15 protein-coding genes are annotated in these 17,684 nt (G+C 64.3%); 7 read left to right on the top strand and 8 right to left on the bottom strand.

Annotated elements, in window-relative coordinates; all coding sequences use genetic code 11:
- On the bottom strand, positions 1-732 hold the full coding sequence (locus AC1RR3_RS30895; protein WP_492827775.1) for a sulfite exporter TauE/SafE family protein: 732 nt from the start codon (positions 730-732) through the stop codon (positions 1-3).
- 115 nt (positions 733-847) lie between these two features.
- Positions 848-2,923 carry a methyl-accepting chemotaxis protein gene (locus AC1RR3_RS30900; RefSeq protein ID WP_492827777.1) on the bottom strand — a complete coding sequence of 692 codons (2,076 nt, stop codon included), beginning with the start codon at positions 2,921-2,923 and terminating at the stop codon, positions 848-850.
- A 245-nt stretch (positions 2,924-3,168) separates the two neighbouring features.
- On the opposite strand from AC1RR3_RS30900, the gene AC1RR3_RS30905 reads away from it, so the two are divergent.
- Complete coding sequence (locus AC1RR3_RS30905; RefSeq protein WP_492827779.1) at positions 3,169-4,467, top strand: hemolysin family protein; 1,299 nt, start codon at positions 3,169-3,171, stop codon at positions 4,465-4,467.
- 92 nt (positions 4,468-4,559) lie between these two features.
- Here AC1RR3_RS30905 and AC1RR3_RS30910 read toward each other — a convergent pair whose 3' ends face one another.
- The 4 genes from AC1RR3_RS30910 to AC1RR3_RS30925 form a co-directional block, all read right to left on the bottom strand.
- Positions 4,560-4,799 (bottom strand): PilZ domain-containing protein, encoded by a 240-nt coding sequence (locus AC1RR3_RS30910; RefSeq protein WP_492827781.1) that lies wholly within the window; start codon positions 4,797-4,799, stop codon positions 4,560-4,562.
- Positions 4,800-4,904: 105 nt separating this feature from the next.
- Positions 4,905-6,530 (bottom strand): FMN-binding glutamate synthase family protein, encoded by a 1,626-nt coding sequence (locus AC1RR3_RS30915; RefSeq protein ID WP_492827857.1) that lies wholly within the window; start codon positions 6,528-6,530, stop codon positions 4,905-4,907.
- Positions 6,531-6,733: 203 nt separating this feature from the next.
- Positions 6,734-7,612, bottom strand: coding sequence for a patatin-like phospholipase family protein (locus AC1RR3_RS30920; protein WP_492827783.1), 879 nt, complete (start codon positions 7,610-7,612; stop codon positions 6,734-6,736).
- Between the two features lie 131 nt (positions 7,613-7,743).
- Positions 7,744-8,517: a ferredoxin--NADP reductase gene (locus AC1RR3_RS30925; RefSeq protein WP_492827785.1), complete on the bottom strand. Its 774-nt coding sequence runs from the start codon at positions 8,515-8,517 to the stop codon at positions 7,744-7,746.
- A 375-nt stretch (positions 8,518-8,892) separates the two neighbouring features.
- Here AC1RR3_RS30925 and AC1RR3_RS30930 point away from each other — a divergent pair, with 375 nt between their 5' ends.
- On the top strand, positions 8,893-9,696 hold the full coding sequence (locus tag AC1RR3_RS30930; RefSeq protein ID WP_492827787.1) for an ATP-grasp domain-containing protein: 804 nt from the start codon (positions 8,893-8,895) through the stop codon (positions 9,694-9,696).
- 188 nt (positions 9,697-9,884) lie between these two features.
- Here AC1RR3_RS30930 and AC1RR3_RS30935 read toward each other — a convergent pair whose 3' ends face one another.
- Together AC1RR3_RS30935 and AC1RR3_RS30940 are read right to left on the bottom strand one after the other, a co-directional pair.
- Positions 9,885-10,811 (bottom strand): amino acid ABC transporter substrate-binding protein, encoded by a 927-nt coding sequence (locus AC1RR3_RS30935; protein WP_492827789.1) that lies wholly within the window; start codon positions 10,809-10,811, stop codon positions 9,885-9,887.
- A gap of 9 nt (positions 10,812-10,820) precedes the next feature.
- Positions 10,821-12,119: a dicarboxylate/amino acid:cation symporter gene (locus AC1RR3_RS30940; protein WP_492827791.1), complete on the bottom strand. Its 1,299-nt coding sequence runs from the start codon at positions 12,117-12,119 to the stop codon at positions 10,821-10,823.
- A 211-nt stretch (positions 12,120-12,330) separates the two neighbouring features.
- Here AC1RR3_RS30940 and AC1RR3_RS30945 point away from each other — a divergent pair, with 211 nt between their 5' ends.
- From AC1RR3_RS30945 to AC1RR3_RS30965, 5 genes are all read left to right on the top strand, one after another.
- On the top strand, positions 12,331-13,332 hold the full coding sequence (locus tag AC1RR3_RS30945) for an NADP-dependent oxidoreductase (RefSeq protein ID WP_492827793.1): 1,002 nt from the start codon (positions 12,331-12,333) through the stop codon (positions 13,330-13,332).
- 154 nt (positions 13,333-13,486) lie between these two features.
- Entirely contained in the window at positions 13,487-14,320 is an 834-nt protein-coding gene (locus tag AC1RR3_RS30950) for a cysteine rich repeat-containing protein (protein WP_492827795.1), read from the top strand.
- An 88-nt stretch (positions 14,321-14,408) separates the two neighbouring features.
- Positions 14,409-14,624, top strand: coding sequence for a hypothetical protein (locus tag AC1RR3_RS30955; protein ID WP_492827797.1), 216 nt, complete (start codon positions 14,409-14,411; stop codon positions 14,622-14,624).
- A 193-nt stretch (positions 14,625-14,817) separates the two neighbouring features.
- The gene (locus AC1RR3_RS30960) at positions 14,818-15,972 is read left to right on the top strand and encodes an FAD-dependent monooxygenase (RefSeq protein WP_492827799.1); all 1,155 of its coding nucleotides are present in this window, start codon (positions 14,818-14,820) and stop codon (positions 15,970-15,972) included.
- Positions 15,969-17,582 carry a benzoate-CoA ligase family protein gene (locus AC1RR3_RS30965; protein WP_492827801.1) on the top strand — a complete coding sequence of 538 codons (1,614 nt, stop codon included), beginning with the start codon at positions 15,969-15,971 and terminating at the stop codon, positions 17,580-17,582. Before AC1RR3_RS30960 ends, AC1RR3_RS30965 begins: the two co-directional genes overlap by 4 nt.
- The last annotated feature ends 102 nt before the right edge of the window (positions 17,583-17,684 follow it).

A 17,684-nucleotide genomic window follows, 5' to 3' on the forward strand; every position in this document is an offset into this window, starting at 1 on the left:
CTAGAACAACAGCGCAGCGCCGGAGACGAGCAGCAGCGCCAGCACGATCTTCCGGAACGTGGCCTCGTCGATCCGACCGAACAGCTTCAGCCCGAGCCAGGTGCCGGCAAACAGGAACGGCAGGCCGAGCACGAACAGCTTGGCCGTCTCTAACGTCAGCGCTCCCCTGGCGCCCAACAGAAGCGCCGCCATGGCGAAGACCACGACTGCGACCGGCTGGAACGTGGCGCGCTGGACGTCCTTGGGCAGGCCGCGCAGATTGCACCAGATGGTGATGATGATGCCGGCAAGGCCGGTCAGCCCGCCGAGCAGGCCGTTGACGAAGCCTATCGTCATGTCGGCGGCGCGCGGCACGACGGTCGCGACCTTGAGCTGCGGCCGAAAGAACGCATAGAGGCTGTAGGCGATCAGGATCGCCCCAATCGCGACGCGGACGCTTCCGGGATCGGCCCAGGCCAGAAGCGACACGCCGACCGGCACGCCCGCGACGGCGCCGATCATGAAGGGCCATAGCCGGCGCCAGTCGAGCGCGCTGCGCAGCTTCCAGACCGAGTAGCCCTGCACCAGGAGGCCGAAGCCGACGATCAGGCTGGCGCTCTGAAGCGGCGTCAGCACATAGAGCCACAGCGATGCTGCGACGAGGCCGAAGGCAAAGCCGGAGAGGCCGGCGACGACCGCGCCGGCGAAGGTGGCCAACAGGAAAAGCGGAAGCTCGATTGCGATCCCGTCCATTGCTCGCTCCATACATCAGCGAGCAGCGCTTGCGTGGGATCACCACTTCACGGGGAGGCTGCGACATCCCCGGGCTGTAAGCCTAGGTGAAGCCGCCCCCTCCCACAATAGACCTCTACGCGGCCCGGATCGCGTCGAGGAATTTTCCGACCTCGACCTTGAGACGGCTGCTCTCTCCGGACAGCGATTTGGCCGCCGCGAGCACGTTGGCGGATGCCGATCCGGTCTGGCTCGCGCCGTGCTGCACGTCGACGATGCTGGCGGAGACCTGCTGGGTGCCACGCGCCGCCTGCTGCACGTTGCGGGAAATCTCGCGCGTCGCCGCGCCCTGTTCCTCGACCGCCGAGGCGATTGCCGACGCGATCTCGGACATGCGGGTGATGGTGTCGCCAATCGCCTTGATGGCGCCGACGGAATCCCCCGTCGCCGTCTGGATTCCCGCGATCTGCTGGCTGATCTCGCCGGTGGCCTTGGCGGTCTGCTCGGCCAGCGCCTTGACCTCGGAGGCAACGACCGCGAAGCCGCGACCGGCTTCACCGGCGCGCGCCGCTTCGATGGTGGCGTTCAGCGCCAGAAGGTTGGTCTGGCCCGCGATCTGGCTGATGAGTTCGACGACGTCCCCGATCCGGCCGGCGGCCTTGGCCAGCTCGCCGACATGGTCGTTGGTGCGGCCGGCCTGCTGCACGGCTTCGCCGGCGACGCGCGCGGAGTCCTGGACCTGCCGGCTGATCTCGTCGACCGACGAGGCCATCTCCTCCGCGGCCGCCGCAACGGTCTGCACGTTGGTGGAGGCCTGTTCGGACGCGGCTGCGACGGTGGCGGTGACCTTTTCCGATTGCTCGGCCGTGCTCGTCAGCGTACCCGCTGACGTCTCCAGCTCCGAGGATGCCGACGCGACGGTATTGATGACCTCGCCGATCATGGCTTCGAAGTCGCGCGCGATCTGGTCCATGCGCTGGCTGCGACGCAGCTTCGCCTCGGCTTCGACCGCAGCCGCCTCGTCGGCCGCCTTCTTGGCGAGAAGCGAATCCTTGAAGTGCCGGAGCGAGCCCGCCACCTGGCCGATCTCGTCATCGCGGCCGGTCGCCGGAATCTCGACCTCATGCTGTCCGGCGGCGAGCGTGCCGATCACATCGGCGAGCTTGGCGAGCGGTGTCACCACGCGGCTGCGCAGCATCATGGTCACGCCGGCGAGCGTGCCGAGCAGCGCCAGCACCGCCACGCCTGCAAGGGCGAGCATCGCCAGCGTACCATCGCGCGAGGCCGTGGCCCGCTCGGCCGCTTCGGTGAGCGCAGCGTCGCGCACGCCGTAGAACATCTGGATCGCCGGCACGATCACGTTGGCCAGGTCGTCGGCACCGATGGCGTATTTGCCGTCACCGCGCGCCGCCGGCATCTCCTTGTCGATGACCGGCGCAGCCTTGCCGAAATAGGACTCCGTCGCCGCCTTGAACGCGGTAGCGATCCGGGGCGGACTTCCGAGCTGGTCGATGCCGGCCTCGATGCGTTCGCGATCGGCCTCAACGCGTCCCTGCAAGCGATCCATCAGCGACAACTCGGCCGCCGTCAGCGGCCGGCGCGCGGTCAGCGGTGGCGACAGCGCAGCCGCGCGGCCTCCGGCCGCGACGCGCAGATCCTGCGCCGTCCGCGCCACGCTCAGCAGCGCCGCCAGCGAGGCGTCGCCGTTGACGACCTTGGCTTCGAGCCGGTTCATGATCGGCTCGATATTGCCGAGGACCTCGGCAACGCCGGGCAGGAAGCCCTTGATCGCAGTGGCGTCGCGCGCACTGAGGGCAACGCTCATCGCGCGATCCGCCGCCGTGTAGATCTCCTTGAGCCGCCGCACGGCGCGGTCGAGGTTTTCGATCAGCGGCGCGCCGTCATCGAGCGCCACGATGGTCCGCCGCGCACCCTCGAAGGCGGCCTCCGCGGCCTTCGCAGCCTTGGCGGCCGCCTCGACCTGGGCCGGCGTCGCCGGCACTTCCTGGAAGATCGGTCCGATATAGGGGGCCCGAAGGCCCGCAATGTGCTGGCTGACCATCAGGGTCGCGGCAAAGGCGTCGACCGCCTTGATGGCCTCGGAGCGGTTGGTGTAGACCCGCGCCTGCGGCACCAGTACCTCGGCGCCAAGGATGACTGCAAAGACCGTCACCGTCAGCATCGACAGTGCGAAAAGCTTTCCGATCCGCATCCTTGGTCCCCGAATAGATTTCTGCAAATGCGGAAAACCTAGCGAGCCGCCACTAAGGGCCCGTTAAACAACTGTGCCCGTAGTTCCGCGGAGTGTCATCTCGTCGCGGACCTTCCGCAACGCCGTGAACCACGCGGTTCCCTTACGGGGCGGAATGCGACAGAATTACCGGCATTTCTGCTCAGAATACCTATATCAGTGCGTGTGCGGCCATCCGTGCCACACTCGCTTACCCCAGAAGGCCAATGCTCTCCGTCGAACTCATCATCGTCGTCGTCCTGATCATCATCAACGGCTTGCTGTCCATGTCGGAGCTGGCCGTGGTCTCGTCCCGCCCGGGCCGGCTCTCACTGCTCGCCGCCAAGGGCGTGCGCGGCGCAGAGCGGGCGTTGACGCTTGCCGCCGACCCCGGAAAATTCCTTTCGACGGTCCAGATCGGCATCACGCTGGTCGGCGTGCTCTCGGGCGCATTCTCCGGCGCGACGCTCGGACAGCGGCTGACGCAATGGCTGGTCGAGCTCGGCCTGTCCGCAGGGATCGCCGACATCGTCGGCGTCGGCATCGTCGTCACGCTCATCACCTACGCCACACTGATCGTCGGCGAGCTGGTGCCGAAACAGGTGGCGCTGCGCGACCCCGAAAGCATCGCGGTCATGGTCGCGCCGGCGATGCATATGCTTGCGAAGGTGTCGCTGCCGCTGGTCTTCCTGCTCGATCTCTCCGGCAAGCTGATCCTCACGCTGCTCGGCCGCGGCGGCAAGGCCGAGGAGAAGGTCTCGGAGGACGAGATCCATCACCTCGTCAGCGAAGCCGAGAACGCGGGCGTGCTGGAGTCGGGCGAAAAGGAGATGATCGCGGGCGTGATGCGGCTCGGCGACCGGCCGGTCGGCGCGATCATGACGCCGCGCACGGAGGTCAACGAGATCGATTTGAACGACGCGCCGGAGGCCATTCAAGCGATCATCGCGAAGAGCCCGCATTCGCGCTTTCCTGTCTCGGACGGCGATCGCGACAAGCCGATCGGCGTGCTCCAGGCCAAGGACCTGCTGATCGCCTACATGAACCAGCGCGCGCCTGATTTGCGAGCGCTGGTGCGCGAGGCGCCCGGCATTCCGGCATCCGCCGACGCCCGCGACGTGCTGGCGATCCTGAAAGCCGCTCCGGTTCATGTCGGCCTGGTCTACGATGAATACGGCGCCTTCGAGGGCGTCGTGACGACGGCTGACATTCTGGAATCGATCGTCGGCGCGTTTCATTCCGAGGAAGGCCCGCCGGAGCCGGCCTATGTCAAACGCGCGGACGATTCGCTGCTGGTTGCCGGCTGGATGCCGGTCGACGAATTCGGCGAGCTGCTCGGCATCGCGCTGCCGCCGCATCACCGCTACAACACGGTGGCGGGTCTGGTGCTACAGGAATTCAACGTGCTGCCCAATGTCGGCGACGCCTTCGACCTCGGCGGCTGGCATATCGAGGTGGTCGATCTCGATGGCAGAAGGATCGACAAGATTCTGGCGAGCCGGCTGAGCGAGGTAGAGACAGGGTAAGCTCCGACCTCAACTGTCGTCCCGGGCGCGCGTCGCGCGAGCCCGGGACGACAGCGGAGTTTGTGGCTCAAGCGCGCGTCAAACGCCGGACCTCACCCGAACCTCACCCCGATCCGCTTTTCCTTGCGCCAGACCACGGTGCAGGAGAGCTGCGTTCCGTCGACCTGCACGAACAGGGTGAAACGGTCGGGAATGCCGACGGGGCTGGTGACATCGAGGGCTGCGCCGGTGTCGGAGAGATTCCGCACGGTGCAGTCGATCGCGCCGCCGCCGAACTCGATCGTTCCGGCCTTCAGCACGCGATGTCTGGCTCTGTTGCGTCGCTCGTCCATCGGGCCAATTTACACCCAAAGCTGACACAGACCTTAAAGCCTCAACGTACCCCCATGAATTCACACCGCCGCGGCTCCGACCGGTACCATGCGGTGGATCGCCCCCTATAGCACGGGCTGGAACGTATCCGCTCGCGCCATCCGCCAAGCGTCGCGGAACCGCGGGTCTTCGGTGCCTTCGAGCAGCTCGCCGGGACGCAGCGCCGGATAGAGCTGCGCGAAGGATTGCACGTTGGTCGTCGAGGTCCGCTGACTGAAATGGACCGAGCGCAACTGCCGGGGATGTTCGAGGCCGGCCGCAGCGATCAGCTCGGTCAGCGAGTGCAGCGTCGCATGATGATAATTGTGGACGCGGTCGATCTTGAGCGGCACGTAGAGCGCGCGCGCCCGGGTTGGATCCTGCGTCGCGACACCGGTCGGACAGCGATCGGTGTGGCAGCTCAGCGACTGGATGCACCCCAGCGAGAACATGAAGCCGCGCGCCGAATTGCAATAGTCAGCGCCGATGGCCATCGCCCTCGCCATGTCGAAGGCGGTGGCGATCTTGCCGGAGGCGCCGATCTTGATGCGGTCGCGCGCGTTGATGCCGATCAGCGCGTTATGGACGAAATTGACGCCCTCGCGCATCGGCATGCCCAGATGGTCCATGAACTCCAGCGGCGCGGCGCCGGTGCCGCCCTCATTGCCGTCGACGACGATGAAATCAGGATAGATGCCGGTCTCCAGCATCGCCTTGCAGATCGCCAGGAATTCCCAGGGATGGCCGATGCACAGCTTGAAGCCGGCCGGCTTGCCGCCGGAGAGCCGCCGCATTTCCGCGATGAACTGCATCATGCCAACAGGCGTGGAAAAGGCGCGGTGCGAAGCCGGCGAGATGCAGTCCTCGCCCATCGCGACGCCGCGGATCTTTGAAATTTCTTCCGAGACTTTTGCCGCCGGCAGCACGCCGCCATGGCCGGGCTTGGCGCCCTGGCTGATCTTGAGCTCAACCATCTTGATCTGGTCTTCGCCGGCGACGCGCGCGAAGGCTTCGGGGTCGAAGTTACCGTCGAGATGACGGCAGCCGAAATAGCCGGAGCCGATCTCCCAGATGATGTCGCCGCCCATCTCGGCGTGATAAGGGCTGAAGCCGCCCTCGCCGGTGTCATGCGCAAAGCCGCCCTTCTTGGCGCCGGCGTTCAGCGCGCGCACGGCGTTCGGGCTGAGCGCGCCAAAGCTCATCGCCGAGATGTTGAACACCGAGGCCGAATACGGCTTCGCACAGTCCGGCCCGCCGATGACGACGCGAAACTTCTCCTCGGCATGCGCCTTCGGCGACACCGAGTGATGCATCCACTCGTAGCCCTCGTGGTAGACGTCCTCCTGGGTGCCGAACGGACGCTTGTCGAGCTGCATCTTGGCACGCTGATAAACCAGCGCACGAATGTCGCGCGAGAACGGCATGCCGTCCTTCTCGCTCTCGAAGAAATACTGCCGCATCTCGGGGCGTATCTCTTCGAGCAGGAAGCGGATATGCGCCGAGATCGGGTAGTTGCGGAGCACCGCATGGCTCTTTTGCATGAGATCGCGCACGCCGAGCAGCGTCAGGGCGCCGAAGATGGCGATCGGGATCAGCAGGATGTCGAAGATCTTGCCATCGGCGAAGCCGATGCCGATCAGAAGCGCGGTGACGACCGCGCAGATCGTCAGGATGATGAAGCGCGGCGAGAATGGAAGCAGCAGGGTTTCCATCAGCCCTTCGGACGAAGCTTGCGTCTTGTTCTCGTTGGCCACGACCACATCCCTCTCGTCAGACTGACGGGGTATGATACGCCCGCGCCACGTCCATGGATATGACGCGGAGCTGGCTTGAGGCTACCGAATCCCGATGCCGCAAATCAATCCGTCCCGATGGCGCGCTTTTGCAGCGCAATAGACTCAAATGAAATGACAAATCAGTGACCATGCGGCATTGCCTCATGGGGAATATGGCCGTGCCGCTCGAGGCCGTCCTGCGCCAGCCATGCATCGGTGCTCGCGATCGCGCGCTCGATATGGTCGTCGGTCCGCGAGAAATCGTAAGGCGACCCCACCAGCGGACAGAGCGGCGGTACCACGACATAGTCGATGTCGGGCGCAAGCCCTTCGAGCTCCGACACCAATTGCCGCGCAATCAGCAGCGTCAGCGCATGCAAGGCGTTGGCCACCGCCCCCACCGGCGGATCCCTAACGGCGCAGGCATGTCCGGTCGGCAGCACAACCAGCCGTTTCGCACCTTTCTGGACCGCAACCCGGATCGGCGTGTTCGCGGAGATCGCACCGTCGGCGAGGAAATGACCGTTGTAGCGGACCGGCGTGAAGGCGCCAGGGATCGCGGTGGACGCCAGGATCGCTTCCACCGCCGACCCTTCCGACAGCACCACGCTGTCGCCCGAGATGAAATCGGTGGCGACGATGTGCACCGGAAGCAGGGCGTCCTGGAGGTTGCGATAGGGCAGACGGTCCTCGACCAGCCTGCGGATGCCATCATGAGGGATCAGGAAATCCCGCCGCCACATGAAGCCAAGCAGGGTCTTCCAGCTGACCGGGAAGACGTCATGACGCTTCAGCCCGCGCCAGACCGCTTCGAGCCCGAGCACGCCCTTGAGCGTGGGATCGCCGGCATAATAGGCGCCGTTGATCGCCCCGACGCTGGAGCCGACCACAAGGTCGGCCACGACCCCATGCTTGGCCAGCGAGTGCATCATGCCGACCTGGATCGCCCCGAAACTGCCGCCGCCCGCCAGCACGAAGGCAGTCGGTTTCGGCGGATGCCCATGGTCGATCCCGGACAAGGCGCGTGCAACTCCCCCGTCTATCGCATCGCAACATCGCGGCGAGATTTTGGGGTGAGCATATAGCAGCGCTCAGCGCGGCGGCGCTAATAACAAAGTCGGGGGAGGATGGTGAGGGTGTCGAGCGCCGATCAGCGCTCGACGAACGCCTTCTCGATCACGAAATGACCGGGCTTGTTGCCCGAGCCCTCGACGAAGTCGCGGCCTTCGAACATCACCTTCAGCTCTTCGAGCATCGCCGGGCTGCCGCACATCATGACGCGGTCGGTCTCGATATCAAGCGGGCCCTGGCCGATGTCGTTGAAGATCTGCTCGGAGTTGATGAGGTCGGTGATGCGGCCGCGATTGCGAAACGGCTCGCGGGTCACAGTCGGATAGTAGATCAGCTTGTCCGCCAGCAGCTCCCCGAACAGCTCGTCCTCGCGCAAATTGGCGACGAGCTTCTCGCCATAGGCGAGCTCGGAGACCTGACGGCAGCCATGCACCAGCACGATGCTCTCGAACTGGTCGTAGACCTCGGGGTCCTTGATCAGGCTGGCGAAGGGCGCAAGGCCGGTGCCGGTCGAGAGCAGCATCAGCCGCTTGCCGGGGATGAGGTTGTCGGTGATCAGCGTGCCGGTCGCCTTGCGGCCGACCAGGATGGTGTCGCCTTCCTTGATCTTCTGGAGGCGCGAGGTCAGCGGACCGTCCTGAACCTTGATCGAGAAGAACTCGAGCTCTTCCTCGTGATTGGCGCTCGCCATGCTGTAGGCACGCAGCAACGGACGGCCGTCGATCTCGAGGCCGATCATCGCGAACTGGCCGTTCTGGAAGCGGAAGCCGGTGTCGCGCGTGGCGCGGAAGCTGAACAGCGTGTCGGTCCAGTGCTGGACGGAAAGAACCTTCTCTCGGTAAAACGCGCTCATGATTTTCGATATTCCGAATAGCTGCGGTTTTAGGGCAAAAGCGTTGCCCGGCCCCTGAAAGCGGGGCGGACACCATTGCCATGGCGGAGGATTTCTTGGGTGTGATCTACGCCATTGAGACCAATAATCAACCTCGTTTCGGATGCAATTGATGCCGGGCTATCAGGCATTTGCCGCAGAACTGGCCGCATCATTAATGGATCTGCCGTCCTGACGGCATCGAGGGCAATTTCTTTTCCCAGAGAGCCTCAATCGCAGCACTTAATTTCCGTCTTGCTCGCGAGAATTTCATTAAGAATAGCTCTGATTTTCACCCCGGCTTGGTGCCGATTCCCGCATTTTTGCGGCTTTTGGCGACAGGAATGATCGAAGCACATGGCAAGCAATGAACGGATATTCGTCCAGGCCATCCGCCGCTATGGCGCGCGCCATGGCATCGACGTCGATGTCCGCTCGGGCGGATGGCTGATCGCGATGCGGCGGGGTGCGAAGCGCCACTTCGCGTTCGGTTACGACATCGGCCTCAACAGCGCGATTGCGCATCGTCTCGCCAACGACAAATCGGCGACATCAGAGGCGCTGTCGCTTGCGGGCGTGCCCTGCATTCCGCATCACCTCTTCCTCAATCCAAAGCTGGGCACGAATATTGTCGGCCCCATTTGGCGAGAGGCCATGCTCGCGCTGCTTCACGACAATCCGCAAGGCGTGGTGGTGAAGCCGAACGAGGGGACATCGGGGCGCTCGGTGTTCAAGGTGACGACGGAAACCGAACTCGACCACGCGGCCAGCGAGGTCTTTTCGATGAGCACCGGGCTCGTGATCTCGCCCTATGTCGCGATCGCGCAAGAGGTGCGCGTGATCCTGCTCGATGATGTGCCACGCGTCGTCTACGGCAAGCAGCGTGGCTCGGATTGGCGGCACAATCTCGATGCCGGTGCAAAGCCGGTGCTGCTGGAGGACGGCGAGGTTCGAACAGCCTGCGTGAAGCTCGCGACCGATGCTGCGAGCGCCATCGGCATCGCCTTTGCGTCAATCGACGTGGTGCGCGTCAACAATGATTGGCGCGTGCTCGAGATCAATTCCGGCGTGATGATGGAGGCGCTGGCGAAGCTGCATCCGGAGCTGGTGCAGCGGGCGTATGATGCGGCATTGGATCGGGTGTTTGGTGAACGGCGCTGAGCGCCACGCGCACGGTGCAATCCTTCTCCCCTTGTGGGAGAAGGTGGCGCGAAGCGCCGGATGAGGGGTATCTATCCGCGCATTCAAACGTGAGAAGAGTGCACGCGGAGAGAACCCCTCACCCGTCTCGCCGCTATGCGGCGAGCCACCCTCTCCCACAGGGGGAGAGGGTGCACCGAGCTTGCCGCTCAATTATTCGCGCTGGCTGAATCGTCCATCGCCTTGAACGCTTCTTCCAATTGCAGCGAGATCGGCACGTTGAGCCGTTCGCCGGTCGGAAGCCTGGCGGTGAACCATTTGTTGTAGAGCGGGACGAGATCGCGGTTGGAGCCGAGCTTGCGGAAGGTGCGCTCGACCACGGCCGAGAACTGCGGCTCGCCCTTCCTGAACATGATGCCGTAGGGGTCGTAGGACAGGTAGTCGCCAGTGACGCGGTACTTGTCCTGCGCCTTGTGGCGGGCGATCAGGCCGGAGAGCAGGATGTCGTCGGTCGCGAACGCATCCGCCTTGCCGTCGGCGAGCATCTGGAACGATTGCTCGTGATCGGCGCCGACCGCGATGTTCAGCCCCAGTGAGGACTTTTTGTCGGCCGCCTGGATCGCCTGCTCGTTGGTGGTGCCCTTCGTCACCACGATGGTCTTGCCCTTCAGATCGGTCAGCGACTGGACGCTGGACGCCTTCGGCACCATCAGCTTGGTGCCGGCGACGAACATCAAGGGCGAGAACGCGACGCGCTTGCCGCGCTCGGCATTGGCCGTGGTCGAACCGCATTCCAGGTCGATCTTGTTCTGGAGCACGGCGTCGATACGGTCATCCGAGGTGACCTTGACGTAGTCGATCTTGAGATTTGGATCGTCGACCTCAAGGCCGATCTCCTCAACGATGGCCTCGCATAATTCGAGGCTATATCCGATCGGGCGGCCCGACTGGTCGATGAAGGAGAACGGCGGCGAGCTCTCGCGATAGCCGAGCCGCACGGTGTGCGCCTTCTTGATGGCCGACAGCGTCGGGCTGAGCCCCTCGCCGCCGGTCTGGGCGAGCGCTGTGGTCGCGAGCAACGATGCCGCGAGCCACAGGCAGCCGCCGATCACTGACCTCGTCAGTGTCTGGCCCATGATGTGCTCCTAACCATGGCCGGCCATGGCGGGCACTTCGCCGGGCACCATGTCATCGGGCACGGCGTCGCCGGGTCCCATCGCATGCTCGGGCCCGAGCTCGCCTTCCCACTTCGCCACGACCGAGGTCGCCAGCGTGTTGCCGATCACGTTGGTGGCGCTGCGGCCCATGTCGAGGAAGGTGTCGATGCCCATGATCATCAGCAGGCCCGCCTCGGGGATGCCGAACTGTGACAGCGTCGAGGCGATCACCACCAGGGAGGCGCGCGGCACGCCGGCGACGCCCTTCGAGGTGATCATCAGGGTCGCCAGCATCGCCAGCTGCGTCGAGAGCGACATCTCGATGTGATAGGTCTGCGCAATGAAGATGCTGGCGAAGGTGCAGTACATCATCGTGCCGTCGAGATTGAAGGAATAGCCGAGCGGCAGCACGAAGCTCGAGATCCGTGACGAGGCGCCGAACTTGTTCAGCCCCTCCAGCGTCTTCGGATAGGCCGCCTCCGAGCTCGCGGTCGAGAACGCGATCATCAGCGGCTCGCGGATCAGCTTCAGCAGATGGCTGTAGCGCGGCCCGATCACGATGAAGCCCACGACCACCAGGATGCCCCACAGGATCATCAGCGAGAGATAGAAGCCGCCCATGAAGACGATCAGCTTCCAAAGCACCAGCAGGCCATTCTTGGCGACAGTCGCGGTGATGGCGGCCCACACCGCGATCGGCGCGAACAGCATCACATAGCTCGTCACCTTCAGCATGATGTGGCCGATGTCGTCGATCAGCGCCAGGATCGGCTTGGAGCGCTCGGGCATCGAGCCCATCGCCACCGAGAAGAACACGGCGAAGATCACGATCTGGAGGATCTCATTCTGCGCCATCGCGTCCGCGATCGAGGTCGGGATCAGATGGGTCAGGAATTTCTCGAGCGAGAAGGCCGAAACCGGCAGGCCGGTCGACTGCGCCTTGTCGGGCAGCGTCCCAGGGAAGTTCGCGCCGGGCTGCAGCAGATTGACCATCACGAGGCCGAGCAGCAGCGAGATGAAGGAGGCGCTGACGAACCAGCCCATGGTCTTGGCGAAGATGCGGCCGAGCTTGGAGCCCGAACCCATATGGGCGATGCCGCCGACCAGGGTCGCGAACACCAGGGGCGCAATGATCATCTTGATCAGGCGCAGGAAGATCACGGCGACCAGGTTGATGGATGAGGCCCAGTCTCCGCGCGTATCGGGCAGGAAGTTGTAGATCGCGGAGCCCATGACGATGCCCAGCACCATCGCGGCCAGAATGTATTGCGTAAACCTGTTCGACATTAATGACCCCCACTACACCGGCCGCTTCATGATGTCGCAGATATGACAATGACGCAACACGGTTTGCGTGCGTCCGCCCGGGGCGGATGTTCCCGTTGCGAAACCGGTGCGCGCGATCTAGCCTTCATGCAGCGCACAACGAATGCGGCTTGCACGTTTTCTTTGCGGCGGCTGCATCAATAATCGTCAAACAAACGAAGAGGGAAACGCCATGAGCGGCAGCATCAATCGCCAGATTCTTCTGGTGGAAAAGCCCAGCGGCAAGCTCGGCCCTGAACATTTTGGAATGGTCGACGGCACGATGCCGGAGCCGAAGGACGGCGAGGCGTTGCTGCGCGTGCGTTACATCTCGCTCGACGCCGCCAACCGGGCCTGGATGCACGGCGCGACCTACCGTTCGGCCGTCGAAGCCAACAGCGTGATGGCCGGCGGCGGCATCGCCGAGGTCGTGAGCTCGAAGTCGCCGGGGCTCGCTGCCGGCGACATCGTGTTCGGCGACACCGGCTGGCAGGACTATGCGGCGGTACCGGCGAAGCATCTGACAAAAATGCCGAAGCTCGAGCCGATGACGCATCTGCTCAGCGTGTTCGGCATCGCCGGCCTCACCGCCTATTTCGGCCTGCTGGAGGTCGGCAAGCCCAAGGAGGGTGAGACGGTCGTTGTCTCGGCGGCCGCGGGCTCGGTCGGCTCGATCGTCGGGCAGATCGCCAAGATCAAAGGATGCCGCGTGGTCGGCATCGCCGGCGGCGCCGACAAGTGCAACTGGCTGACCTCCGAGCTCGGCTTCGATGCCGCCGTCGACTACAAGGACGGCGCGGTGTTCAAGGCGTTGCGCGCGGCAGCTCCGAAGGGAATCGACGTCTATTTCGACAATGTCGGCGGCGACATTCTGGAAGCCTGCCTGCCGCAGATGAACAATTACGGCCGCATCGCCTGCTGCGGCGCGATCTCGCAATATGACGGCGCGCCCTCCGCGCATGGGCCCCGCGGCGTGCCCGGCCTGATCGTGGTGAAGCGGCTCGTGATGCAGGGCTTCATCGTGATGGACTACATGAAAGACAGCCCGCGCGCGCTCGCCGAGCTTCAGTCCTGGGTGACATCCGGCAAGCTCAAGGTGCAGGAGGACATCATCGACGGCCTCGAGAACACGCCAAAGGCGCTGATCGGATTGCTCGCAGGCGAGAACCGCGGCAAGCGCATGGTCCGGCTATAACGACGTAGTTACGTCGCAATTGAAAAGGTAATATCTACTTGCGGTAGAAGCCGCGGCGGCCAATGATGCCGCGCGCGGCATCACCCGCGACGATTGCGTTTGCATCACTTTTAATAATACGTCGGCGTTACCGACAGGGCAGGAATTCACTCAGATGTTCAACACGTTGAAACATGCATCGACGCGCACGACGTTGCTTGCGGCCGCTCTCTTCGCAACTGCAACAAGCGCTTTCGCGCAAGCGCCGACCGAGGCTCAGAAGAGCGCCATCCGCTCGGCATGCCGCTCGGACTTCATGGCGCATTGCTCGAGCGTGACGCCCGGCGGCGTGGAAGCGTATCAATGTTTGCAGAAGAACATGTCCAGCCTGTCGTCAGGATGCCAGACCGCGGTTCGCGCGGTCGAGCCTGCGGCGGCGCCAAAGACCGAAGCTGCGCCCGCCAAATCTGAACCGGCAAGCAAGTCCGAACCGGCGAAGACGGAAGCTGCACCGGCGGCGGAGCCGAAGCCGGCAGCAAGCGCAGCTCCGAAGGCCGCCGCGGCAAAGCAACCGAGCAGCGCGCAGGTTGCCGCGGTCAAGAGCGCCTGCCGCGCCGATTATCCAAAAGTCTGCGCCAGCGTACCGCCGGGCGGCGCGCCCGCGCTCGAATGTCTGGAGAAGAACAAGGCGAAGGTGTCGGCGGCCTGCGCGAAGGCCGTGAGCGCAGCGACCGGCAGCGGCGGTGGAGCTGCAACCGCAGCGCCTGCGGCAGGTAGCGCACCGGCTGCTGGGGCAGCGCCCGCCGCAGCGCCGACCGTGATCGTTCTGCGTCCGCTGCGGCCGCGCGAAGAGCTGTTCATCGTGCGCTCGGCCTGCGGCGCCGACATCCGCACGCTCTGCGCCGGCGTCGCCCCGGGCGGCGGCCGCATCGTGCAATGCATCGCCAGCAATGCCGCGTCATTGTCGCCTGCCTGCAAGGACGTACTCGCGCCGTTCGCGGCGCAATAAGGCCGCGCGCGAATGAATTTTCGCGCGCTTGTAGCAACAGATCTTTTGCGAATATCGATTTCAATCGAGACAAGACCGGGAGGACAACATGCGTTCATTGCTTCTCATTGCTTCTGCGCTCCTCGCCTTCGCCGCGACCATGACCTTCGAGGCCACCGATGCCAACGCGGTGGTGTGCGCCCGCGGCGTCTATCGCGCCGGCTGCGCCGGGCCGAACGCGGCCGTCGTGGTCCGCAAGCCGGTTCCGGTGGTCCGCTGTACCAGGGTGCTGGTGGACGGAGTCTACGTGAAGCGCTGCGTCTGACAGGGCGGATGGCCAAGCCGCCGCGGTTTGGCTATGCTTCGCAACATCACTGCTTCGGGCACGCGCCAAACGCGTGTCCGGACGTGAGTTTCGGCGCGCCCGCGCTTAACCGATTTTTCCGCTGGCGTGGGCGACCGGAGCACATTAGTCTACCCCTAGATAGTAAGTATACTGTCAATTAGGGAGGCAGACGTTGCGGATCGCCGTGATTGGCGGGGGGCCCGGAGGGCTCTACTTCGCCTATCTCTGGAAGAAGCGTCACCCCGAGGATCAAGTCGACCTGTTCGAACAGAACCCGGCCGACGCGACCTGGGGCTTTGGCGTGGTGTTTTCCGACCAGGCCCTGGAGTTCCTGCGCGCCGACGACCCCGAAACGGTCGACGCCATCGCGCCGCATATGGAGAGCTGGGAGAACATCACGCTGAACCTCGGCGGCGACCACGTCGCCATCGACGGCGTCGGCTTCTCCTCGATCGGGCGGCTCGAGCTCCTGAGGTTCCTGCAGCAGCGCGCACTCGACGTCGGCGTCACCCCACGCTTCGACACGCAGATCCATGCCATCGACCAGCTCAACGGCCACGATCTGATCGTCGCCGCCGACGGGCTGAACTCGCTGGTGCGCCGCGCCTATGAGGGCGATTTCGGCACGTCGCTGTCCTATTCATCGAACAAGTTCGTCTGGTACGGCACCTCGAAACGCTTCGACACGCTGTCGCAGACTTTCGTGAAGACCGACCGCGGCGCCTTCAACGCCCATCATTACCGCTACTCGCCGACCATGAGCACCTTCCTGGTCGAATGCGACTACGCGACGTGGCAGGCCTACGGCTTCGCCTACAAGGACGTCGAACAGTCCAAGGGCGTCTGCGAGGAGGTGTTTGCCGACACGCTCGGCGGACACTGTCTCGTCTCCAACAAATCGGTCTGGCGCAATTTTCCGTGGGTCTGGAACGAGCACTGGTCGTTCAAGAACATGGTGCTGATCGGCGACGCCCTGCACTCGGCGCATTTCTCGATCGGCTCGGGCACGCGGCTCGCGATCGAGGACGCCATCGCGCTGGTCAAGGCGCTGGAATCAGATGCCCATCTGACAACCGCATTGCATCGCTACCAGGCCGCGCGGAAGCCGGTGGTGCAGAAGCTGGTCAATGCCGCACGCACCAGCGCCTTCTGGTACGAGCACTTCGCCCAGCACATGCAGCTCGATGTGATGGACTTTGCCTACAGCTATATCACCCGCTCCGGCCGCATCGACGATGCACGCCTGCGCCACATGTCGCCGGCCTTCATGGCCCGCTACGAGGCTGCGAAGAACGGCGAGGATGCGGACGGCGGGGATGAGGCATGAGCAACGAGATTCGCGATCAGGTGCCCGCCGACAGCCCGGGCGCCCGCGAGATCGGCTTTGCCGTTCCGCAAATCTACAACGCCAGCCGCGTGCTGTTCGACAATCTCGGCAAGGGTCACGGCGACAGGCTCGCCCTCATTGGTCCTGCGGGCACACGCACCTATGCCGAGCTCTGCGCGGAGGCCTGCCGTTGGGGCAACGGCTTTGCATCGCTCGGCCTGACGCGCGGCGACCGCGTGCTGCTGTTCCTCGACGACACGCCGGCCTACCCGGCCGCCTTCTTTGGCGCGGTGCGCGCCGGCTTCGTGCCGCTCTTGATCAACACGCTGACGCCGCCGGATCTCCTGCAATTCTATCTCGCCGATTCCGGCGCGCGTGTCGCGGTCGCCGAGGCCGAGTTCTGCGCGCGCTTCAATGCGGAGGCGTGCAAGGACACGGACCTGCGCACGCTGATCGTCGTCAACGGCGAGGTCGGCGATCACGCAGCGCCGACGGCGGTCGGGGCGGCAAGCTGGCTCGCCCAATTCCCGGCGGAGCTGGCGGAAGCGGACACTCATCGCGACGAGATGGCGTTCTGGATGTATTCCTCCGGCTCGACCGGCCGGCCCAAGGGCATCGTGCATCTCCAGCACGACATGGCCTATAGCGAGACAGCCTTCGCGCAGAACGTGCTGAAGCTGACGCCGGATGACATCTGCTTCTCGGTGCCGAAGATCTTCTTCGCCTATGGCTTTGGCAACTCCGTCACTTTCCCGTTCTCGGCAGGAGCGGCGACGCTGCTGTTGCCGGGACAGCCGAAGCCCGCGGCGATCTTTGCGGCCATTGAACAGTATAAGCCGACGGTCTTCTTCGGGCTGCCGACGCTCTATACGTCCTTGACCAAGGCCGAGGGCGCGGACAGGACGAACTTTTCGTCCCTGCGCATGGCGCTCTCCGCAGCCGAAGTCTTGTCGGCGGAAGTCTTCAACGGCTGGAAGACGCTGACCGGACTCGAAATCGTCGAAGGCCTCGGTTCGACCGAGGTGCTGCACATCTATCTCTCCAACAGTCCTGAGAAAAAGAAGCTCGGCGCCGCGGGCTTGCGCGTGCCCGGCTACGAGGTCGCGCTCCGCGACAAGGACGGTCGCGAGGTCGGCGACAACGAGGAAGGCATTTTGTGGGTGCGCGGCGATTCCAACACGCCGCTGTACTGGAACCGGCCGGACAAGTCCGCCGAGACCATTCGCGAGGGCGGCTGGATCTACACCGGCGACCGCTTCGTCCGCGATGCTGACGGTTTTCACTTCTTCCGCGGCCGCGCCGACGATCTCATCAAGATCTCCGGGCAATGGGTCTACCCGCTCGAGGTCGAGCTGTGCCTTGCTGACCACCCCGACATCCGCGAATGCGCGGTGTTCGCCGCCGAGTTGCCGGACCGTCGCATGACGCTGAAGGCGGTGGTAGTGATGAACAATCGCACGGCGGACCAAAGCGAGGCAACGCGGCGGCTGCAGGATTACGTCAAGGGCAAGCTCTTGCCGTACAAATATCCGCGCGAGGTGATTTTCATCGACGAGCTGCCGAAGACGGGGACCGGGAAGATCGACCGGCAGGCGTTGCTCAGGATGTGAGGCCGAGGACAGTAAGGAACGCACTAGCGCCGCGACACAACTGGTGTCATCGCCCGCGAAGGCGGGCGATCCAGTATTCCAGAGGCGGTTGTGATTGAGCCG

Source organism: Bradyrhizobium sp. GW821-FHT13H05 (genome assembly GCF_058804065.1).